This window comes from Variovorax sp. (assembly GCF_965279555.1).
Lineage (GTDB): Bacteria > Pseudomonadota > Gammaproteobacteria > Burkholderiales > Burkholderiaceae_C > Variovorax.
The window spans coordinates 3,782,317-3,803,004 of the sequence record NZ_OZ257247.1 but is presented as its reverse complement, the minus strand read 5'-3'; the positions used below and the strand labels follow the sequence as shown (position 1 = coordinate 3,803,004).

The window sequence follows — 20,688 nt, the reverse complement described above, 5'->3', positions numbered from 1 at the left end:
AGCACCCGATGCCCTGTGCACAAGGCACCCCGTCGGCGTGAGCGCGCCCCGAAAAGAGCGCGCCCAGAGCGACGAAGCGAGACTTAGCGCACTTCCTTCAAATACTCATCGGAGAAAGCGCGTTGCGCGGCTGCCATGCGCCCGTAGTCCACGCTCTTGGCACGGGCGTAGTCGCTCGCAGGCAGGAACTGGGCTTCGATTTCCTTGGGCATCGCGTTCGCGCGCACCGGCCGCAGATAAGCCTTGGCCCAGATGGCCTGGCCTTCGTCGGACAGCGTGAAGTCGAGCACCTTCTTGGCGTCGGCCGCGTGCGGGGCCTTGGCGACCAGGCTCATCACGTAGGGCACGGCCAGCGTGCCTTCGCTCGGGATCACGAAGGCCACGTTGGCCTTGTCCTTGTACTTGGCGCGGTAGGCGTTGAAGTCATAGTCGAGCAGGATCGCGATTTCGCCCGACAGCACGCGCGCATACGACGTTTGCTTCGGCACGATCGGCTCGTTCTTCTGCAGCGCCTTGAAGTAGTCGATGGCCGGCTTGAAGTTGTCGAGCGTGCCGCCGCGCGCTTCGTTCACCGCGACCGCGCCGACGTAGCCGACGAAGGCCGAGGCCGGGTCAAGGTAGCCGATCAGGCCCTTGTATTCAGGCTTGAGCAGGTCGGCCCACGACTTCGGAATCGGCTTGCCCTTGAGCGCGTCGACGTTGACCATGAAGCCGAGCGTGCCCGAGTGGATGGTGAACCAGTTGCCGGCCGGGTCCTTCAGGCCGTCGGGAATGTCTTTCCACGCAGCGGGCTTGTAGGGCTCGACCAGGCCGTCCTTGGCGGCCTGCACCGCGAAGGTCACGCCGAGGTAGGTGACGTCGGCGACGGGGCTGGCTTTTTCGGCCGCCAGTTGGGCCAGCGACTGGCCCGAGTTCTTGTTGTCGGGCGGCACGGTGATGCCCGTCTTGGCCTTGATGGCCTTCAGCTGGGTGCCCCAGTCGGCCCATTCGGTCGGGCAGTTGTAGCAGATGGCGGTCTGGGCCATGGCGCTGCCGGCGGCGAGCGTGGCGGCGATCAGGCCCAGGCGGGCCAGGCGATGGAAGCGAGAGGACATGCGGGAGCTCCTTGGAGGATGAGTCGGAGAACGAGGTTGGTGAGGTCAGAAAGTCGCGGCGTTGTTGTCTTCGCGCGCCGAAGCGCACGACTCGCCGTCTCGGAAGGAATGGGGAAGCAGCAGGCTCGAATCGGCCTGCAGCGTGGTGCCGCCGGAGATGGCCTGGATCAGCAGCTCGACGCCCTGGCGGCCGATGTCGCTGTTGGGCTGGGTAATGGTGGTGAGCGCGGGCGTGAGGTCTTCGCCGAGCGCAATGCCGTCGAAGCCGACCACGCTGAGGTCCTCGGGCACCGAAAGGCCGCTGAGGTGTGCGGCGCGGATGCTGCGGATGGCCAGAAGGTCGTTCGAGCAGATCAGCGCGGTGGGGCGCTGGCGTGCCTGCAGGTGAGGGGAGAGCGCGTCGATGGCGGTCTCGACGAAGGGCACTTCGATCAGCGGCTGTGCGTCGAGCCCGGTGTCGGCCATGCCCTTGAGGTAGCCGCGGTAGCGCTGCTGCGCGCGGTCGGATGCGGCCAGCGTGCCGCTGACCATCGCGATGCGCCGGTGGCCCAGCAGCACGAGCCGGGTGACCGCGTCAGCCACCGCGCCTTCGCTGTCGACCGATACGCAGGGGTGGTCCGCATGGCGGTTGTAGGCCAGCACGTAGGGCACGCCGGCGGCCTGGAGCCGGGGCAGCGTGGCCGAGGTGGAGGGGTTCGACACCACGAGGATCAGCCCGTCGACATTGCCCGCCAGCAGCAGGTGGACGGCGCGTTCTTCCTCGTCGAGCCGGTAGCCGGTGGTGACGGGAATGATCGCGTAGCCGCCCGCGACGGCCGCCCGCGCGATGCCCTGCAGGCACTCGGCGAAGGTCGGGTTCAGCAGCGTGGGGAGCACGATGCCGAGCACGCGGCTGCGTTGCGTGCGCAGGGTGCGCGCACTGGCGTTCGGCAGGTAATTGAGTTCCTGCGCCACGCGTTCCACCAGTTCGCGGGTGGCGGGCGTGACCTTGTCGGGAAAGTTGAAAGCGCGCGAAACCGTGGCCACGGAGACCCCGGCTTTGGCTGCTACGTCTTGAATGCTCATCGTGCGGTGTTCATGTAATCGATTACATTGGACCGCCGCAGTATGACTTTGTTATGACATCGTTCGAAAGCGGGAAAAACCCGAAGGGCTTTGGCGAGGGGTGGACAGCCCCAAGAAGAAGGGGCCCCGCGGGGCCCCTGAGAAAACTTACTTGCCCCGGCGAACCCGCCGGATCTCGTCCAGGATCAGGCAGATAGCCCCGAGGGTGATCGCACTGTCCGCGGCATTGAATGCCGGGAAGTACCAGTTCCCCGCATGGAAGCTCAGGAAGTCGACCACGTAGCCGTGCATCATCCGGTCGACCACGTTGCCGATGGCGCCGCCCAGGATGCAGGCCATGGAGAACGAAAACAGCTTCTGCCCCGCGTGCGACTTCAGCATCCACACGATGAACACCGCCGCCGCCACGCCGATGGCCGTGAACAGCCAGCGCTGCCAGCCCGAGTGATCCGCGAGGAAAGAGAACGCGGCCCCCGTGTTGTGCGCGCGCACGACATTGAAGAAGCTCGTCACGTAGGTCGCGTCACCGAGCTTGTAGTAGCCCAGGATCAGCGTCTTGGTGAACTGGTCGATGATCACGATGATCACCGCCAGCCCCAGCCAGGGCCAGATGCTGCCGCCGCGCGAACGCGAGGCCGACATGGAGCGGGCGGCGGCCATCAGGCAAAGCTCCGCGATTCGCCGGCGCCGAACAGGTTGCTGGTGCAGCGCCCGCAGATCGTCGGATGGGCCGCATCGTGGCCCACGTCGTCGCGGTAGTGCCAGCAGCGTTCGCACTTCTGCGCGGCGCTCGGCGTCACCACCGTCGACAGCGTCTCGCCGGCCGCCAGCGCGATGGCCGAGGTGATGAAGACGAATTTCAGGTCATCGCCCAGCGTATTCAGCAGCGCGAAGTCGTCGGCCGGTGCCGTCAGTTGCAGGTTGGCCTGCAGCGACGAGCCGACCTTGCCTTCGCCGCGAACCGTCTCGATGTCCTTGTTCACCACGTCGCGGATCTCGCGGATGCGGTTCCACTTGGCGAGCAGGGCCTCGTCGGGCGCGTCGAACTTGCTGTAGGTCTGCGTGAAGATCGATTCGCCCGGCTTGCCGGTGCCCACGAACTTCCATGCCTCTTCGGCCGTGAAGCTCAGGAACGGCGCCATCCAGCGCAGCATGGCTTGCGAGATGTGCCACAGCGCCGTCTGCGCGCTGCGCCGTGCGAGCGAGCCCGGGGCCGTCGTGTAGAGCCGGTCCTTCAGGATGTCGAGGTAGAAGCCGCCCAGGTCTTCCGAGCAGTAGATCTGCAGCTTGGCCACCACCGGATGGAACTCGTACACCTTGTAGTGCGCGAGGATCTCGGCCTGGAACTGCGCCGCGCGCGACAGCGCGTAGCGGTCGATCTCGAACAGCTGGTCGAGCGGCACCGCATCCTTGGCGGCGTCGAAGTCGCTGGTGTTCGCAAGCAGGAAGCGCAGCGTGTTGCGGATGCGGCGGTATGCATCGACCACGCGCGCCAGGATCTTGTCGTCGCCGGCGATGTCGCCCGAGTAGTCGCTCGCGGCCACCCACAGGCGGATGATTTCCGAGCCCAGCTTGTTGCTGATTTCCTGCGGGTCGATGCCGTTCTTGAGCGACTTGCTCATCTTGATGCCCTTGGCATCGACCGTGAAGCCGTGCGTCAGCAGGCCGCGGTACGGCGCGCGGTCTTCCAGCGCGCAGGCGATCAGCAGCGACGAGTGGAACCAGCCGCGATGCTGGTCATGGCCTTCGAGGTACAGGTCGGCTTCCGGCCCCGTGTCGTGGTGCACCGTGGGGTGCGTGCCGCGCAGCACGTGGGAGAAGGTCGAGCCCGAGTCGAACCACACCTCGAGGATGTCGGTGCTCTTTGTGTAGTGCGGCGCATCTTCGGCGCCGAGGATTTCCTCGACCGTGACGCGGCTCCAGGCCTCGATGCCGCCCTTCTCGACGATGTCGGCGGCCTGGTCGAGGATTTCCATGGTGCGCGGATGCAGCTCGCCCGAATCCTTGTGCAGGAAGAACGGGATCGGCACGCCCCAGCTGCGCTGGCGGCTGATGCACCAGTCGGGCCGGCCGGCGATCATGTCGTGCAGGCGCGCGCGGCCGTTCTCCGGGTAGAAGCTGGTCTGCTCGATGGCGTCGAGCGCGGTCTGGCGCAGCGTCTTGGGCGCCTTGTCCTTGGTGAACACGCCTTCGCCCTCGTCCATGCGCACGAACCACTGCGCCGCGGCGCGGTAGATCACCGGCGTCTTGTGGCGCCAGCAGTGCGGGTAGCTGTGGGTGATGGTCTCGGTGGTCAGCAGGCGGTTGGCATCGCGCAGCGCGGCGATGATGACCGGCACGGCCTTCCAGATGTTCTGGCCGCCGAACAGCGGGAAGTCGGGCGCGTAGCTGCCGTTGCCCTGCACCGGGTTCAGGATGTCGTCGTACGCCACGCCGTGGGCGATGCAGGAGTTGAAGTCGTCCACGCCGTAGGCGGGCGAGGAGTGCACCAGGCCCGTGCCGTCGGTGGCGGTGGCGTAGTCGGCCAGGTACACGGGCGACAGGCGCCTGTAGCCGGCGTCAACGTCGTACAGCGGGTGCTCGAATTCGAGGCCGCCCAGCTTCTCGCCCTTGACCGTGGCCAGCACCTTGCCGTCGAGCGCATAGCGCGTCATGCACATCTCGACCAGCGAGTTGGCAAGGATGAGCAGGCCGCGCTCGGTGTCGACCAGCGAGTACTCGAGCTCGGGGTTGAGGTTGATCGCCTGGTTGGCCGGGATGGTCCACGCGGTGGTGGTCCAGATCACGGCGAAGATGTCGCCGAGGATCGTGTGGTCGGTGCCGAAAGCCTTGAGCACCTTCTCGCGCTCGTGAGCCTTGAAGGCGACGTCGATGGTCTGGCTCTTCTTGTCGGCGTATTCGATCTCGAATTCGGCCAGCGAGGAGCCGCAGTCGAAGCACCAGTACACCGGCTTCAGGCCGCGGTAGACGAAGCCGCGCTCTATGACGCGCTTGAACGCGCGCAGCTCGCCGGCCTCGTTGGCGAAGTCCATGGTCTTGTAGGGATGGTCCCATTCGCCCAGCACGCCCAGGCGCTGGAAGTCGGCCATCTGCTGGGCGATCTGCCCGGTGGCGAAGGCGCGGCTCTTGGCCTGCATCTCGTCGCGGCTCAGGTTGCGGCCGTACTGCTTTTCGATGGCGTTCTCGATCGGCAGGCCGTGGCAGTCCCAGCCGGGCACGTAGAGCGCGTCGTAGCCTTCGAGCTGGCGCGCCTTGGTGATCATGTCCTTGAGGATCTTGTTCACCGCATGGCCCATGTGGATCTGGCCGTTGGCGTACGGCGGGCCGTCGTGCAGGATGAACTTGGGCGCGCCGTGGCGGGCGTCGCGCAGGCGGTGGTAGCGGCCTTCGTCGTTCCATTCCTTCACCCAGCCCGGTTCGCGCTTGGGCAGGTCGCCGCGCATCGGGAAGGGGGTGTCGGGCAGGTTCAGCGTGGAACGGTAATCTTTGGGGGAAGCAGCGTCAGACATGTTGGGGTGCGAAGCGGAAGGCTTCTAGGGGGCTTCGACAGGCTCAGCCCGAACTGCATGAAGCGTGTCGGTGCGGAAGGTATAGCCGTTCGCCCTGAGCTTGTCGAAGGGCGGCAGCACGGGCGTGCAGGGCTAAATTCGGTCGCGCGTGGTCTGGCGGTGGGTTTCGGCGTGGGTGGATGCAAAGAACGCGCGTGCGTCGCGCCCATCCTTCGCGATGCCCGCAGTGAGGGCCTCGAGGCTGGTGTAGCGCAATTCGTCGTGCAGTTTGTGCAGGAGTTCCACGCGCACGATTTTACCGTAGGCCCCTTCGGTACCCAGATGCGAGGGCCACTCCAGGCAATGGGTTTCCAGCAGAACCCGCCCGCCGTTGACGTCATTGGCGTCCAGCGAGGGGCGCACGCCCAGGTTCGCCACGCCCGGCAGGGGCTGGTCGGCCAGGCCGTGGACCAGCACCGCGAAGATGCCGCTGGCGGCCGGTTTCCAGTGCTTGAAGCGCAGGTTGAGGGTGCGGAAGCCGTCGTCCAGGCCTGGTGCCGAGGCCCCCAGCGCGCGGCCTAGCTTGCGGCCATGAACCACGTGGCCCGAAATCGTGTAGGGCCGCCCGAGCAGCGTCTGGGCGTCGGCCATGCGGCCTTCGGCCAGTGCTTCGCGCACGGCGGAGCTGGAAACCCGCAGGCCGTGCACTTCATAGCTGTTCATGCGCGCCACGTCGAAGCCGCGGGCGTCACCTGCCGCGTCGAGCATGGCGTAGTCGCCGGCCCGCTTGGCGCCGAAGCGGAAGTCGTCGCCCACCAGCACGTAGTGCGCGCCCAGTCCGTCGACCAGCACGTTCTGGATGAATTCTTCCGGCGTCTGGGAGGCCAGCCGGCTGTCGAAGGGCAGCACGATGGTCTGCGCCACGCCGCAGGCGGCCAGCTCGCTGAGCTTGTCGCGCAGCGTGCCGATGCGCGCCGGCGCCAGGTCGGGTTTTCTGGTGAGCGCGGCGAAATAATCGCGCGGGTGGGGCTCGAAGGTGAGCACGCAGCTCGGCAGCCCGCGCTGGCGGGCCTCGGTCTGCAAAAGCGCGAGCATGGCCTGGTGGCCACGGTGCACGCCGTCGAAATTGCCAATGGTGAGGGCGCAGGCGGGGGCTACGCCCGGGTGCCGGAAGCCGCGGAAAACCTGCATCGGTGAGTATCTTTTTGATAGCGCCTTTCGCCCGTCAATTGGGCGAATCAGGCCGATTTGTCACAAAGCCGGTATATTGTGACGCAGTGCGTTGATTGGCGTGGGTCTCCAACGCGCTCCGTGTCCCTGGTCTTTCCGTGTTCTCTCCCTTTTCGAGGAGGCGTGTGTGAAGGTCTTGAAGCTGTCGGCCCAAGGGCTGCCCCAGTCATGGATTTCGCTGGAACAGGCGGTGATCCACTATGCGGCGGACGAAGTTCGCTGGGAGGTGGGCGCGCAGGTGGCTGTGTTCCGTGGCGGCCACAACGCCATCACGGGCGAGCAATCGCAGATCGCGATCAACAGCATCATCGGCACCAAGGGCGTGCCGCGCATCAATCCCTTCACGCAGCGGCCGGGGCTTACCAACAGCAAGCTGTTCTCGCGCGACCGCAACGTCTGCGCCTATTGCGGCGGGCACTTCCATGAAGACGAGCTCACCCGCGAGCACATCATTCCCTTTGCCCAGAAGGGCATCGATACCTGGATGAACGTGGTCACGGCCTGCAAGCCGTGCAACCACCGCAAGAGCAGCCGCACGCCCGAGCAGGCCGGCATGCCGCTGCTTTACGCGCCGTACGTGCCCAGCCTCTGGGAAGATTTCATCTTGCGCAACAGGCGCATCCTGGCCGACCAGATGGAGTTCCTGATGGCGCACCTGCCGCAAAGCTCGCGGCTGCACGACACCTAGCTTCAACGCTTCCAGGAAGGCGGGCGCTTCTCGATGAAGGCCTGAACGCCTTCAAGCGCGCTTTCGTCCATCATGTTGCAGGCCATGGTCTGGCTGGCGTCGGCCAGGGCGGCCTCGATGCCGGTTTCGAGCTGGCGGTAGAACAGGGCCTTGCCCAGCGCCAGCGCCTTGCGCGGCTTGGCGACGATGCTCGCCACCAGCGCTTCGACGGCGGCGTCGAGTTCCGCGGGCGCCGCCACCCGGTTGACCAGCCCCTTCTCGCGCGCTTCTTCCGCGCCAATGAATTCGCCAGTCACGAGCATCTCGAAGGCTTCCTTGCGCCCGAGGTTGCGCGACAGCGTGACGCTCGGCGTGGCGCAGAACAGCCCCACGTTCACGCCGCTGACCGCGAAGCGGGCTTCGCTCGACGCCACCGCCAGGTCGCACACGGCCACCAGCTGGCAGCCCGCCGCGGTCGCGATGCCGTGCACGCGCGCGATCACCGGCACATCGAGCTTCTGGATCGACAGCATCATCGCCCCGCAGCGTTCGAACAGCTGCTGGTAGTACTCAAGCGAGGGCTCCGCGCGCATTTCCTTCAGGTCATGGCCGGCGCAGAAGGCCTTGCCGGCCGCCGCGATGACGACGGCGCGCACGCCCTCGTCGCCCGCGATGTCGCCCAGCGCCTGCTCCAGCGCGCCCAGCATGCCTTCCGACAGGGCGTTGAACGAGGCCGGGCGGTTCAGCGTCAACGTGATCACGCCGCGCGCGTCGCGCGACTGCAGCACGAAGGGAGTGGCGGGGTCGGTCATGGCGGGTGCCTCTTCAGTAGGTCAGCTCGAGCACCGTCACGTGCTCCTGTGCGGCCGGCCACGTCAGGCCGGTGATGCGCTCGCCGTTGAATTCGCCGGTCACAGCGCGTGGCGCGCCGCCGCCTTCCAGGCGCAGCCTGGAAGTGGCCACGCCCGCGCCCTTGGGTGGCACGCCGGGCGGCGGGCTCTTGCCGTCGAAGCGCATGGTGTCGCGCTGGGCATCGAAATACCCGCGCGGACGCGTGAAGACGACGACCGAACTCGCGCCGTTGTCGGCCGGCGTGACGCGTTCCGGCCGCAGGTGCACGAAGCCGCCGCTGCGCGGGAACGGGCTGCGGTAGATGTGCGTGGTGCCGTAGCCCGGTGCGCTCAGGACGAATTCATAGGCGGTGTCGCCGCGTGCGTTGAACGGGCCCCAGCGGCCATCGGCGCCGACCGACTTGGTGTGCGCGGCCTCGCCGCGCCGCGCGCCGGTTGCCGGGTCCACCGCATAAATCGTTACTTGCGCGCCATTGAGCGCGAGGTTTTCGGCGCCGATCGCCCGGCCGTCGAGCACGACCTTCGTGTCAGGCACCACGGCGGTGGTGCGCGGTGCTTCTCCGCTCAGGAACTGCCATGTGGCCGCGAATGCCGCGGGCGAGAACGAAGTCTCGCGGTGGTCCACGCGCGGCAGCACGACGTTGGTCGCGCCCTTGAGCGCAGGGCCGTCGAAGCCGATGTTGGTCGGCTTGCCTGGGGCGCCGATCCACACGCCGTCGGGCTGCGCGTATTTGTCGTTGTTGTCGGAGCGCAGGGTCATCCACTTCACGCCCGGCGTGACTTCCTGGCCGTCCGGGCCTTTGGGCGCATTGAGCTGCTGCATGAAACCCGACAGCCCCGAGAACTCGTTGTTCTCGCGGAAACCCTTCACCGCCCAGATGCCGTGCGCGGGGTTGCCGCCCAGCACGACGTGGCTCACCACGGCCGCGCCGCCACCGTTCTGCACGTAGTTGCGGATGGTGTTGCCGCCGCGCGAATTGCCGATCAGCACCACCTTGGAAGCGCCAGTGGCCTTCAGCACCTTGTCGACCTGCGCCTTGAGGAACACCGCCGATTCGGCCGTGGAGCTGCGTCCCGGCTGGGCCACGGCATCGTCGTCGCGCGCGAGCGGGTTCGGCTGGTCGAAGGCAAACAGCCGGTCGGCCGGCCAGCCGTTCGACTCGAAGCGCCAGATCGTCGTCTGCCAGAGCGCGGCCGAATCGCCGTTGCCGTGAACGAACACGATGGGCGGTCGCTCGGCATACGACGGCGAGGGCGACGAAGAGGTGGCGCAGGCGGTCAGCATGGCGGTGGCGGCTGTCCCGATGACGGCCATGGCTAGAAGGGTGCGGCGGGATTGCATGTTTCGTTCCTGGGGCTGGAGTCCACGTGAAAACGCCCGCCGGCGCAAGAGCGGGCGGGCGTTGGATGCTATCGGAACACCATGAAACCGGCGTTGCCGGGTCGCAGGTGTCGCCGTCGTTGTCAGGCGAAGACGCCGGCGGTGTCCTGCATGCGGGCCGACACTTCACCCAGGTGATGCAGCGTGTCGCCGAAAGTCAGCTCGAGCTGCGTGAGCTTGCGGAAGTAGTGGCTGCCGATGTACTCGTCGGTCACCCCGATGCCGCCGTGCAGCTGCACTGAATTCGCGGCCACGTAGCGCATCGACACACCGAGCTGGTACTTGGCGCGCGCGAGCGCCTGGCGGCGTTCGTCGGCCGGGGCGTTGAGCTTGAGCGTCGCGTAGTAGCTCATCGAGCGCGCGAGTTCGAGCTGCATCTTCATGTCGGCGACACGATGGCGCAGCGCCTGGAAGGTCGAGATGGTCACGCCGAACTGCTTGCGCTGGTTCATGTAGTCGACGGTGAGCGCCACGGTCTTGTCCATCACGCCCACTGCTTCGGCGCAGGTGGCGGCAATGCCGACGTCCACCGCGTATTCGAGCGCTGCCAGGCCGTCGAGCGTGACCAGCGTGGCGTCGGCCTTGTCGAACACCACTTCGGCCGCGCGGCCGCCGTCCTGCGTGCCGTAGCCGCGGGCTTCGACGCCGCTGGCGCTGCGCTCGACCAGGAAGAGGGCGATCTTGCCGTCGACCTTGGCGGGCACGAGGTAGGCGTCCGCTTCGTCACCGACCGGCACCACGCTCTTGGCGCCGTTCAGCGACCAGCCGTTGCCGCTCTTGGCGGCGTGGGCGTCGCACACGTCCAGGCGGTAGCGCGCCTTGCGCTCCTGGTAGGCCAGGACCACGATGGCCTGGCCGCCGGCGATGCGCGGCAGCCAGCCTTCCTTGGTGCCCGCGTCGGCATAGCCGCTGAGCACCGCGCCGGCGATCAGCGTCTGCGCGAAGGGCTCCAGCACGATGCCGCGGCCGAGTTCTTCCATGACGACCATGCCGGCCACCGGGCCCATGCCCAGGCCGCCGTCGTCTTCGCTGATGTACAGGCCGCCCAGGCCGAGTTCGGCCAGCTCGTCCCAGGCTTCCCGCGAGAAGCCGCCCTTGGCCTCGATGCCGCGGCGGCGCTCGAAGTCATAGCCCTTGTCGACCCACTTGCGAACGGCGTCGCGCAGTTGTTCCTGGTCGTCGGAAAAATTGAAATCCATGTTCGTGTCTCCTCAGCCCAGAACCGTCTGCGCGACGATGTTGCGTTGCACTTCGTTCGAGCCACCGTAGATGGTGGTCTTGCGCATGTTGAAGAAGGTCGACGTCAGCGGCGCGAGCGCCGGGTTGCCGCCCGGGAAGTTGCCCTGCCAGCCGGCTTCCATCGCTTCGCGGATCAGCGGCAGCGAATACGGGCCGCCGGCCAGCATCATCAGTTCGCTGTAGCGCTGCTGGATCTCGCTGCCGCGGATCTTGAGCAGGCCGGCCACGTCGAGCGAGTTCTTGCCCGAGGTTGCAGCGGAGAGCACGCGCAGCACCATCATCTCGAGGGCGACGATGTCGACCTCGAGCTTTGCAATCTCGTCGCGGAAGCGCTGGTCTTCATACACGCCTTCGCTCTTGGCGATGCGCTTCAGGCGCTCGAGTTCGCGCTTGGCGCGGTTCACGTCGGCGATGTTGGTGCGCTCGTGCGAGAGCAGGTGCTTGGCGTAGGTCCAGCCCTTGTTCTCTTCGCCGATCAGGTTCTCGGCGGGCACTTCGACGTTGTCGAAGAACACTTCGTTCACTTCATGGCCGCCGTCGAGCAGCTTGATCGGACGCACGGTGACGCCGGGCGACTTCATGTCGAGCAGCAGGAAGCTGATGCCGGTCTGGGGCTTGCCTTCGTTGCTGGTGCGCACCAGGTTGAACATCCAGTCGCCGTACTGGCCGAGCGTGGTCCAGGTCTTCTGGCCGTTGACGATGTACTTGTCGCCTTTGCGCTCTGCCTTGGTCTTGACCGAGGCGAGGTCGGAACCCGATCCGGGCTCGCTGTAGCCCTGGCTCCACCAGACTTCACCGCTGGCGATGCCGGGAAGAAAGCGCTTCTGCTGCTCGGCATTGCCGAAGGCCATGATCACCGGTGCCACCATGACGGGGCCGAACGGAATGATGCGCGGCGCGCCGGCGAGGGCGGTTTCTTCCTCGAACAGGTGGCGCTGCACGGCAGTCCAGCCCGGGCCGCCGAATTCCTTCGGCCAGCCGTAGCCCAGCCAGCCCTTCTTGCCGAGGATCTTGGCCCAGCCTTGCAAATCGTCGCGCGTGAGCTCGAGCGCGTTGTGCACCTTGTGCGAAATCTCTTGGGGAAGGTTTTCTTTGACCCAGGCGCGAACCTCTTCGCGGAACTTCTGTTCTTCGGGTGTGAAGCTCAAATCCATGCGTGCCTCGCTGTGTTGATCGGTTCACCGCAGACGCGGTGTGTCTCCGGAACCGTGAGTTTTAGCACGGTCGTGCTGTGAAACGGTGTCCGCGTCGCGACAAGCACGGCGCGGATAATCCCGCCTCCCATGAAGAACATCGTGATCCTGATCTCCGGCGGCGGCTCCAACATGGCGGCCATCGTGCACGCCGCCGAGCGCGACCGCTGGGCCGAGCGCTTCGGCGCCCGCATTGCCGCGGTCATCAGCAACAAGGCCGAGGCCGGCGGGCTGGCCATTGCCCGTTCGCACGGCATCGACACCGCCGTGGTGCCGCACAAGGAGTTCGCGACCCGCGAGGCTTTCGACGAGGCCCTGGCGACAGCGGTGGACGCTCATTCGCCCGCGCTGGTGGTGCTGGCCGGGTTCATGCGCATCCTGACGCCCGGCTTCGTCGGGCGCTATGCGGGGCGGCTTATAAATATCCACCCCTCGCTGCTGCCCGCGTTCCCGGGGCTCCACACGCATCAGCGCGCCATCGAGGCGGGCTGCAAGGTGGCCGGCGTGACCGTCCACCAGGTGACGACCGAACTCGACCACGGCCCGATCCTGGCGCAGGCCGCGGTGCCGGTGCTGCCCGACGACACGGCCGCCACCCTGGCTGGCCGGGTGCTGGCGCAGGAGCACTTGTTGTATCCACGAGCGATCGCCGGATGGCTGGTTGATACATCGAGTCACAACCCTTGAAGTTGTTTTATATTCGCGGGTTTTGGGGAGTTCGAAGTGAAAACCAAATCGCTGCTGCTGACCGTTGCCGGCGCCGTCGCCCTGCTTGCAGGCTGCGCCGCCCCGGCCCCCGCACCCGCGCCGGCACCCGCCGCGCCCGTGCCACCCCCGGCGCCGGTCTATCAGTGCAACGCCGATGGTGCCCGCTTCGCGGTCGGCCAGCCGCTGACGCCGCAGCTCGAAGCCGCCGCTCGTGTGCGCGCCGGAGCAGGCTTGGTGCGGGTGCTGAAGCCCGGCGAGGCAGCGACGATGGAACTCAATGGCGGACGCCTGAACCTGGACGTCGACGCGCGCAACCGCGTGACCGAGGTTCGCTGCGGCTGACGCGCTTCGTCAAGCGGCCCCGGGCCGGGCCTTCTTGACTAGATCGGAGTGAATCTTTGCCGCGGCACGCCGTCGATCTCGACGGTCTCGCCGAACATGGCGGCAGGGCGCACCCAGAGTCCGTGGGCTCCATACAAGGCGCGGTACAGCGTCATCGGCTCCAGGGTCTCGCTGTGGCGGACGGTGCCGAGCACCTCGTATTCGCCGCCCTTGTAGTGGCGGTAGCGTCCGGGAGGTGTTTCGATCAGGGGAGGGAGGTCGTCGTCGTTGTTCAACGGGGCTTCTTTCTTCAAAAACTGTCGTGGCTTGATTTGACGGGAGTCGGATGGATCGCGCTGATTTTGTTCACCTGGTTCGACTGAGCGAGCATGCCAGCGCGGACGACAGTGCGCGCTATCGGCGCAGCGTGGCGGCCTTTGCCGCGCTCGGCTACCTGTGGGTGCTCGGCTGCCTGGGGCTCGCGGTAGGCCTCATCGCCTGGGTGCTGCTGCCGGTCCGCGAAGAACGCTTCACCTTCACCCGCGGCTGGCTGCTGCTGTTCGCAGGCGGCCTGCTCTGGGCTACGCTGCGCGCGCTGTGGGTGCGCTTCGACGAGCCCGAGGGCGTGGAACTGCAGCGCGACGACGCGCCCGCGCTCTTCGAGGCGCTTGACCGCATCCGGGCCAGGATCAAGGGGCCGCCGGTCCATCACGTCTACCTCGACGACGAGTTCAATGCCAGCATCCGCCAGGTGCCTCGCTTCGGGCTGTTCGGCGGCGCCGTCAACTCGCTGAACGTCGGCCTGCCGCTCTTGATGATGCTCGACCGCCGGCGGCTGCTGTCGGTGCTGGCGCACGAATACGGCCACCTGCGCGGCAATCACGGCAAGCTGAGCGCATGGATCTACCGCACGCGGCTGTCGTGGCTCAAGCTCGATGCCAGCCTGCAGCGCGACGAGGGCGTGATGGCGCTTTTCTCGCAAGCCTTCTTCCGCTGGTACTTCCCGCGCTTCGCGGCCAAGACCTTCGCGCTGGCCCGCCAGGACGAATACGAGGCCGACCGCATTTCCGGGCGTCTGCTGGGCACCTCGGTGGCTGCCGCCGCGCTGACCGAGATCGCGATCAAGGGCAATTGGTACGCCAACGAGTTCTGGCCCTGGCATTGGGCGCGCGCTGAGCGCGAGCCGCTGCCGCCCGGGCCGTTCGCCGCCCTGCGCAAGCGGGTGCGCACGCCGCCGGCCGACGACTTCGCGCGCCAGGCGTTGCGCGAGGCGATGCGCCGCGTGAGCGACCTGGAGGACACCCACCCGGTCCTGCGCGACCGGCTGGAGGCCCTCGACCAGAAGGCGGCCTTGCCCGAGTGGTCGGTGCGCCCGGCGCTCGAACTGCTGGCAGACCGGAAGAAGTGGATTGAATATTTCGACGACCGCTGGTGCCGGGCCCACGCCGCGGACTGGAAACAGCATCACGCGCACCGTGCGCGCATCCGCGAACGCATCGACGTTCTGGCCGCGCGCGGTGAACGCAACACGCCGGACGAAATGGTCGAATGGGCCGATTCCGAGCGCCGGCTCAACCCCTTGGCGCCGGTGCGAATCCGCTATGAGAGCGCCTTGCTGATCGCGCCCGAGCATCCCGGCGCGCTGCGCGGGTTGGTCCAGATGCTGCCCGCAAGCGACCGCGCAGCCCGGCTGGTGGTGCTCGAACGGCTGCACGGCTCCGGCGCGGCCAGCCGCTGGTGGGCCGCCAAGAGTGCCGTGGCCTCGCTCGAAGACCCGGACGCCGGGCCGCACGACGAGATGGCGCTCAAGCTGTGGCGCGGCCGGCTCAAGGACGCGGAGGAAGCCGAGGCGCGTGCCTGGGAAGAAATCACGGGTACGCCGTTTTTCAGCCAGATATCGCGGCATGACCTGAACGACTACGAACTGGGCGAACTGCGCGCCGACCTCGTGCGCTGCCTGCCCGCGTCGCGGGCATGGCTGGTCCGCAAGAACCTTCGGGAATTTCCGTGGCGCCGTGCGTATGTCGTGTTCGTCGAACTACCCGGGCTGGACGACGAAGACCGCTGGCACATGTGTCGCCAGCTGGAGCAGACGCTCACTTTGCCCGGCGCCACGCTGGTGCTGTGGGCGGGCCATTCGCCCACTTTGGAAGACATCGAGCGCGAGGCTTTCGGGGTCGTCTGGGCGCGCAGCGCATAGCCCTTCGGTCCGAGGGTCCGGCTGGCTGAGACAATCGGGCCATGCACCCCAAAGCCCTGTTGGAGGCCACCGCCGATCTGGTCGGCCTTGTCCTGAAATTCGATCACCCGGCCGACCAGGTCGTTTCGCGGTTTTTCCGCGACCACCGCGAGTTCGGCCCGCGCGAGCGCGCGACACTTGCCGAAACCGTCTACACCGTGCTTCGCAAGAAGCTGTTGTTCGACCATCTTTCGCCTTCGGGCACCGGCTCCAAGGAGCGCCGCATGGCGATCCTCGGCTTCTACGGCCCGCGCGATTTCCTGAAAAGCGCGCTCAACGACACCGAAAAGCGCTGGCTCGACAACTGCGACGCAGTGAAGCCCGACGACCTGCTCGAGCGCCATCGCCACAACTTGCCGGAATGGCTGGTCGCGCCGCTCAAGGCGCAACTTGGCGACGGCTTCTGGCCGCTGGTCGAGAGCCTGCAGCAACCGGCGCCGCTCGACCTGCGCGTCAATGCGCTGACCGACAAACGCGCGGACGTGAAGGCTGAGCTTGCGAAGGCTGCTATCAAATCGGAAGCAACGCCGTTCTCGCCCTGGGGCTTGCGCATCGAAGGCAAGCCGGCGCTGACCAAGCTGGACGCCTTTGCCCGCGGCGCCATCGAGGTACAGGACGAAGGCTCGCAACTGCTGGCGCTGCTGCTGGACGCCAAGCGCGGCGAAATGGTGGTCGATTTCTGTGCCGGCGCCGGCGGCAAGACGCTGGCCATCGGCGCGACGATGCGCAACACCGGCCGGCTCTACGCCTTCGATACGTCGGCGCACCGGCTCGACGCGCTCAAGCCGCGGCTGGCGCGCAGCAAGCTGTCGAATGTGCATCCGGCCGCCATTGCCCACGAGCGCGACGACCGCATCAAGCGCCTGGCGGGCAAGATCGACCGCGTTCTGGTCGATGCGCCTTGCTCGGGGCTGGGCACGCTGCGGCGCAATCCGGACCTGAAATGGCGTCAGTCGGCCAAGGCGGTAGAGGAATTGACGCTCAAGCAGACCGCCATCCTGCAGAGCGCGGCGCGGCTGGTGAAATCGGGTGGGCGTCTGGTTTACGCCACATGCAGCGTGTTGCCGGAGGAAAACGAGGCCATTGCCGAGGCTTTTGGCGCCGCGAACCCCGATTTCGTGCCTCTGGACGCCGCCGAGCTGCTCCAAGGGCTCAAGGTCGAGGGTTTCGAGGCCCTGTGTGCAGGCGGGGAGCGCGGCCAGCGCTACCTGCGGCTGTGGCCGCATCGCCATGCAACCGACGGTTTCTTCGCCGCCGTATGGAACCGCAAATAGGGATTGCACTCCAAACTAGGGTTAATCTGCGCATTTCTTGAAGGTTTAAAGGGCTTGTTCTAGGCCCTCGCCTTTAAAATCGCCTGTTATCTGAAGGCTGCACCTTCGTGTGGCCATGGAGTACCTGATTCAATGTTGCTTCCTGACTCCGCCGTTTTGAACGCGGCCATCGAATGGCTCGGACACGGCCTGTGGGACATTGCATGGTGGCAAGTCGTGCTGTACACGCTCGTCACCACGCACATCACGATTGCCGCGGTCACCATCTTCCTGCACCGGACGCAAACGCACCGGGCCATGGATCTGGGCCCTGTTCCCTCGCATTTCTTCCGTTTCTGGCTCTGGATCGGCACCGGCATGGTGACGAAGGAGTGGGTTGCCATTCACCGCAAGCACCACGCCAAGTGCGAAACCCAGGACGACCCGCACAGCCCGCAGGTCAAGGGCATCGACGAAGTGCTCTGGCGCGGCGCCGAACTCTATCGCGCCGAATCCAAGAACAAGGAAACGATGGAGCGCTACGGTCACGGCACGCCCGATGACTGGATCGAGCGCAACCTGTATTCGCGCTACAGCTGGCAAGGCGTGGGCCTCATGCTGATCCTGAACCTGGCGCTGTTCGGCACGCTCGGCATGGCCGTGTGGGCTGTCCAGATGCTGTGGATTCCCATCACCGCCGCCGGCATCATCAACGGTATCGGCCACTACTGGGGCTATCGCAACTTCGAGGCGCCCGACGCCAGCCGCAACATCATGCCCTGGGGCCTGATCATCGGTGGCGAAGAGCTGCACAACAATCACCACACCTACCCGACCTCGGCCAAGTTCTCGGTCAAGAAGTACGAGTTCGACATCGGCTGGATCTACATCCAGGCGCTGCAGAAGCTGGGCTGGGCCAAGGTCAAGAAGGTGCCGCCGAAGATGCTGATGGGCGACATCCAGCCCGTGGCCAATGAGAAGACGCTCGAAGCCGTCATCGCCAACCGATACGAAGTCATGGCTGGCTATGCGCGCGAAATGCGCCGCGCTACCAGCCAGGAACTGGAAGCGCTGAAGACCAAGGGTGCCGACCTGTCGGTGCTCAAGGCCGCCAAGCGCTGGCTGCACCGGGACGACGACAAGGTGCCGGCTTCGGCCCGCACGCACGTCTCCCAGGCGCGTGCTGCGCACCCGGTGCTGGACAAGATGGTCACCATGCGCGAAGAGCTGCGTCAGCTCTGGCTGAACACCTCGCAGTCGCGCGAGCAACTGGCAGCCGATCTGGCGGCCTGGTGCCATCGTGCGGAAGCCAGCGGCATTGCCGGCCTGCGCGACTTCTCTACGCGCCTGCGCGCTGCGCGCGCTTAACGCCTCACGCGCTCAAATCAAGAAGCCGACCTCCGGGTCGGCTTTTTTGTGTCCGTCAATTGCGATTCGACGGGCAACAAAAAACCCGCTGGGTAAGCAGCGGGTTTTTGTCTTGGAAAACCAGGGCTGAATTACTTCAGCTTGATTTCCTTGTATTCGACGTGCTTGCGCGCCTTGGGGTCGAACTTCATGATCGACATCTTTTCAGGCATCGTCTTCTTGTTCTTGCTGGTCGTGTAGAAGTGGCCGGTACCCGCGGTGGATTCCAGCTTGATCTTTTCGCGTCCGCCTTTGCTCGTTGCCATGATTCAGCTCCTTAAGCTTGGCCGCGTGCGCGCAGGTCTGCGAGCACGGCGTCGATACCGTTCTTGTCGATCAGGCGCAGTGCGGCGCTCGAAACGCGCAGGCGAACCCAGCGGTTTTCAGTCTCGACCCAGAAACGGCGATATTGCAGGTTCGGCAGGAACCGGCGCTTGGTTTTGTTGTTGGCGTGGGAAACGTTGTTTCCGACCATCGGGCCTTTGCCCGTTACGTCGCATACGCGTGCCATGTGGACACTCTTTCTTGAACAGCTGGCACCGGCGCAACCGCGGCGATTGCAGGTGTTTTGCAGCTTGACCTCGCCAGAAACGGGTGGCGGTACCCCGACTTTGCCGTGACTCGTGAGAGAGCCCTGTTTCGGCAAAGCCTCGGATTATAGCCCTTTTGGGCAACCGGCCGCTCAGAGCGTGCCGTCCTGCTCCAGGAAGCGCTGTGCGTCGAGTGCAGCCATGCAACCGGTGCCCGCGCTCGTGATGGCCTGGCGGTACACGTTGTCCTGCACGTCGCCAGCGGCGAAGACGCCCGGAATGCTGGTCATCGTGGCGAAGCCCTGCAGGCCGGAGCGGGTCAGGATGTAGTTGTCCTTCATTTCCAGCTGGCCCTGGAAGATGTCGGTGTTGGGATGGTGCCCGATGGCGATGAAGCAGCCCTTCAGGTCGATCTGCTCGGTGGCGCCGGTCTGCGTATTCTTGATGCGGATGCCCGTCACGCCGGTGTCGTCGCCCAGCACCTGGTCGAGTTCGCTGTGCAGCTTCAGCACGATCTTGCCTTCGGCGACCTTTTCCTTGACCTTGTCGATCAGGATGGGCTCTGCGCGGAACTTGTCGCGGCGATGCACCAGCGTCACCTTGTTGGCGATGTTGGCGAGGTAGAGCGCTTCCTCGACGGCGGTATTGCCGCCGCCGATCACGCAGACCTCCTGCTCGCGGTAGAAGAAGCCGTCGCAGGTTGCGCACGCGGAGACGCCACGGCCCATGAATTTCTGTTCCGAATCGAGGCCCAGGTACTTCGCCGAAGCACCCGTGGCGATGATCAGCGAGTCGCAGGTGTAGGTGCCGCTGTCGCCGGTCAGCGTGAACGGGCGCTTGCTCAGGTCGACCTTGTTGATGTGGTCGAACACGATCTGAGTCTTGAAGCGCTCTGCATGCTCCAGAAAGCGCTGCATCAGCTCCGGCCCCTGCACGCCATGAACGTCGGCCGGCCAGTTGTCGACCTCGGTGGTGGTCATCAGTTGGCCGCCCTGGGCGATGCCCGTGATGAGCAGCGGCTGCAGGTTTGCGCGGGCTGCGTAGACGGCGGCGGTGTAGCCGGCGGGGCCGGAGCCGAGAATCAAAACCTTGGCGTGTTGAGGAGCGGACATGAGTAGAAAACCTAGGATATACGCTGATTCAGCGTGTACATTTTCAGGGTGGTAGCGATATATATGGAGTATCACCGCCCGGTTCAACACCGGGTGAACGGTGTTTTCAATGCGCGCGATTGTAGTAATCCATTGGCTTGCTTTTGGACCGCTCCGCGTGCTGTAGCAGGGATTGATAAATGTCGATGCTGTCCAACCTCGAATTGCTTCGGCGCGTTCCATTGTTCGCGTCGCTGACGGCCACGCAGTCCGCCAGCATCGCGGACGCGATCATCAAGAAGCGCTTCAAGCGCGCCGAAGTCGTCGTGGAGCAGGGCAAGAAGTCCGATGCGCTCTACATCATCCTGACCGGGCGTGCCCGCGTCACCAGCGCCGACAGCCGCGGCCGCGAGGTCATCCTGGCCACGCTGCACCCCGGCGACTACCTCGGCGAGATGAGCCTGATCGACGACGAGCCGCACTCTGCCACCGTGCGCACCGAGATCCAGTGCGACGTGCTCATGCTGGGCCGCGACGCCTTCGCGCGCTGCCTGCCCGAGAACTCCTCGATGGCCTACAACATCATGCGCGGCCTGGTGCAGCGCCTGCGCCACGCCGACCGCAAGATCGAATCGCTGGCTTTGATGGACGTATACGGCCGCGTGGCCCGCTCCCTGCTCGAGTTCGCCATCGAAGACGGCGCGGGCAACCTCAAGGTGCGCGACAAGATCTCCCGCCAGGACCTGGCGAAGATGGTCGGCGCCTCGCGCGAAATGGTGAGCCGCGTCATGAAGGACCTCGAAGAGCGCGGCTTCGTGCAGACCCTGGACGACGGGTCGATGATCGTCAAGGAACGGCTCCTGTCCCTGGCTTGAGCTTCCGGGGCCGGGTCCGCTGCGGGCGGCTCCGGCCTTTTGTTGTAGTGTTCGTG

The 20,688-nt window shown here is 65.9% G+C and carries 20 protein-coding genes; 7 read left to right on the top strand and 13 right to left on the bottom strand.

The window, feature by feature from the left end:
* Positions 1-83: 83 nt before the first annotated feature.
* The 5 genes from ACQY8B_RS17995 to ACQY8B_RS17975 all read right to left on the bottom strand — a co-directional run bounded on the left by ACQY8B_RS17995 (position 84) and on the right by ACQY8B_RS17975 (position 6,838).
* A complete protein-coding gene (locus tag ACQY8B_RS17995; RefSeq protein ID WP_422087952.1) occupies positions 84-1,094 on the bottom strand; it encodes an ABC transporter substrate-binding protein in 1,011 nt (336 codons plus the stop codon).
* Positions 1,095-1,139: 45 nt separating this feature from the next.
* Positions 1,140-2,159 (bottom strand): LacI family DNA-binding transcriptional regulator, encoded by a 1,020-nt coding sequence (locus ACQY8B_RS17990; RefSeq protein ID WP_422087951.1) that lies wholly within the window; start codon positions 2,157-2,159, stop codon positions 1,140-1,142.
* A gap of 147 nt (positions 2,160-2,306) precedes the next feature.
* A complete protein-coding gene (lspA, locus tag ACQY8B_RS17985; protein ID WP_422087950.1) occupies positions 2,307-2,819 on the bottom strand; it encodes a signal peptidase II in 513 nt (170 codons plus the stop codon).
* On the bottom strand, positions 2,819-5,668 hold the full coding sequence (ileS, locus tag ACQY8B_RS17980) for an isoleucine--tRNA ligase (RefSeq protein WP_422087949.1): 2,850 nt from the start codon (positions 5,666-5,668) through the stop codon (positions 2,819-2,821). The genes lspA and ileS overlap by 1 nt, the downstream gene beginning before the upstream one ends.
* 132 nt (positions 5,669-5,800) lie before the next feature.
* A complete protein-coding gene (locus ACQY8B_RS17975; RefSeq protein WP_422087948.1) occupies positions 5,801-6,838 on the bottom strand; it encodes a bifunctional riboflavin kinase/FAD synthetase in 1,038 nt (345 codons plus the stop codon).
* Positions 6,839-7,004: 166 nt separating this feature from the next.
* Here ACQY8B_RS17975 and ACQY8B_RS17970 point away from each other — a divergent pair, with 166 nt between their 5' ends.
* Entirely contained in the window at positions 7,005-7,565 is a 561-nt protein-coding gene (locus tag ACQY8B_RS17970; protein ID WP_422087947.1) for an HNH endonuclease, read from the top strand.
* Positions 7,566-7,567: 2 nt separating this feature from the next.
* Here the strand turns inward: ACQY8B_RS17970 and ACQY8B_RS17965 are convergent, their stop codons facing one another.
* From ACQY8B_RS17965 to ACQY8B_RS17950, 4 genes are all read right to left on the bottom strand, one after another.
* Positions 7,568-8,356, bottom strand: coding sequence for an enoyl-CoA hydratase (locus ACQY8B_RS17965; RefSeq protein WP_422087946.1), 789 nt, complete (start codon positions 8,354-8,356; stop codon positions 7,568-7,570).
* A gap of 13 nt (positions 8,357-8,369) precedes the next feature.
* Entirely contained in the window at positions 8,370-9,737 is a 1,368-nt protein-coding gene (locus ACQY8B_RS17960; RefSeq protein ID WP_422087945.1) for an alpha/beta fold hydrolase, read from the bottom strand.
* A 122-nt stretch (positions 9,738-9,859) separates the two neighbouring features.
* Entirely contained in the window at positions 9,860-10,975 is a 1,116-nt protein-coding gene (locus ACQY8B_RS17955) for an acyl-CoA dehydrogenase family protein (protein ID WP_422087944.1), read from the bottom strand.
* Positions 10,976-10,987: 12 nt separating this feature from the next.
* The gene (locus ACQY8B_RS17950; RefSeq protein WP_422087943.1) at positions 10,988-12,169 is read right to left on the bottom strand and encodes an acyl-CoA dehydrogenase family protein; all 1,182 of its coding nucleotides are present in this window, start codon (positions 12,167-12,169) and stop codon (positions 10,988-10,990) included.
* A 129-nt stretch (positions 12,170-12,298) separates the two neighbouring features.
* On the opposite strand from ACQY8B_RS17950, the gene purN reads away from it, so the two are divergent.
* Together purN and ACQY8B_RS17940 are read left to right on the top strand one after the other, a co-directional pair.
* The gene (gene purN, locus ACQY8B_RS17945) at positions 12,299-12,895 is read left to right on the top strand and encodes a phosphoribosylglycinamide formyltransferase (RefSeq protein ID WP_422087942.1); all 597 of its coding nucleotides are present in this window, start codon (positions 12,299-12,301) and stop codon (positions 12,893-12,895) included.
* A 36-nt stretch (positions 12,896-12,931) separates the two neighbouring features.
* A complete protein-coding gene (locus ACQY8B_RS17940) occupies positions 12,932-13,258 on the top strand; it encodes an I78 family peptidase inhibitor (protein WP_422087941.1) in 327 nt (108 codons plus the stop codon).
* Between the two features lie 38 nt (positions 13,259-13,296).
* Here ACQY8B_RS17940 and ACQY8B_RS17935 read toward each other — a convergent pair whose 3' ends face one another.
* A complete protein-coding gene (locus tag ACQY8B_RS17935) occupies positions 13,297-13,533 on the bottom strand; it encodes a DUF1653 domain-containing protein (protein WP_422087940.1) in 237 nt (78 codons plus the stop codon).
* A 50-nt stretch (positions 13,534-13,583) separates the two neighbouring features.
* Between ACQY8B_RS17935 and ACQY8B_RS17930 the strand changes: the two genes are divergently transcribed.
* The 3 genes from ACQY8B_RS17930 to ACQY8B_RS17920 all read left to right on the top strand — a co-directional run bounded on the left by ACQY8B_RS17930 (position 13,584) and on the right by ACQY8B_RS17920 (position 18,097).
* Entirely contained in the window at positions 13,584-15,437 is a 1,854-nt protein-coding gene (locus ACQY8B_RS17930) for a M48 family metalloprotease (RefSeq protein ID WP_422087939.1), read from the top strand.
* Between the two features lie 41 nt (positions 15,438-15,478).
* Positions 15,479-16,750 carry an RsmB/NOP family class I SAM-dependent RNA methyltransferase gene (locus tag ACQY8B_RS17925; protein ID WP_422087938.1) on the top strand — a complete coding sequence of 424 codons (1,272 nt, stop codon included), beginning with the start codon at positions 15,479-15,481 and terminating at the stop codon, positions 16,748-16,750.
* Between the two features lie 132 nt (positions 16,751-16,882).
* On the top strand, positions 16,883-18,097 hold the full coding sequence (locus tag ACQY8B_RS17920; protein ID WP_422087937.1) for a DesA family fatty acid desaturase: 1,215 nt from the start codon (positions 16,883-16,885) through the stop codon (positions 18,095-18,097).
* A gap of 131 nt (positions 18,098-18,228) precedes the next feature.
* On the opposite strand, the gene rpmG is transcribed toward ACQY8B_RS17920, so the two are convergent.
* From rpmG to trxB, 3 genes are all read right to left on the bottom strand, one after another.
* A complete protein-coding gene (gene rpmG / locus ACQY8B_RS17915) occupies positions 18,229-18,402 on the bottom strand; it encodes a 50S ribosomal protein L33 (protein WP_007830291.1) in 174 nt (57 codons plus the stop codon).
* Positions 18,403-18,413: 11 nt separating this feature from the next.
* The gene (gene rpmB / locus ACQY8B_RS17910; RefSeq protein WP_007830293.1) at positions 18,414-18,647 is read right to left on the bottom strand and encodes a 50S ribosomal protein L28; all 234 of its coding nucleotides are present in this window, start codon (positions 18,645-18,647) and stop codon (positions 18,414-18,416) included.
* A gap of 171 nt (positions 18,648-18,818) precedes the next feature.
* The gene (trxB, locus tag ACQY8B_RS17905; RefSeq protein ID WP_081265744.1) at positions 18,819-19,778 is read right to left on the bottom strand and encodes a thioredoxin-disulfide reductase; all 960 of its coding nucleotides are present in this window, start codon (positions 19,776-19,778) and stop codon (positions 18,819-18,821) included.
* A 179-nt stretch (positions 19,779-19,957) separates the two neighbouring features.
* Here trxB and ACQY8B_RS17900 point away from each other — a divergent pair, with 179 nt between their 5' ends.
* A complete protein-coding gene (locus ACQY8B_RS17900) occupies positions 19,958-20,632 on the top strand; it encodes a Crp/Fnr family transcriptional regulator (protein ID WP_125947661.1) in 675 nt (224 codons plus the stop codon).
* Positions 20,633-20,688 lie beyond the last annotated feature (56 nt).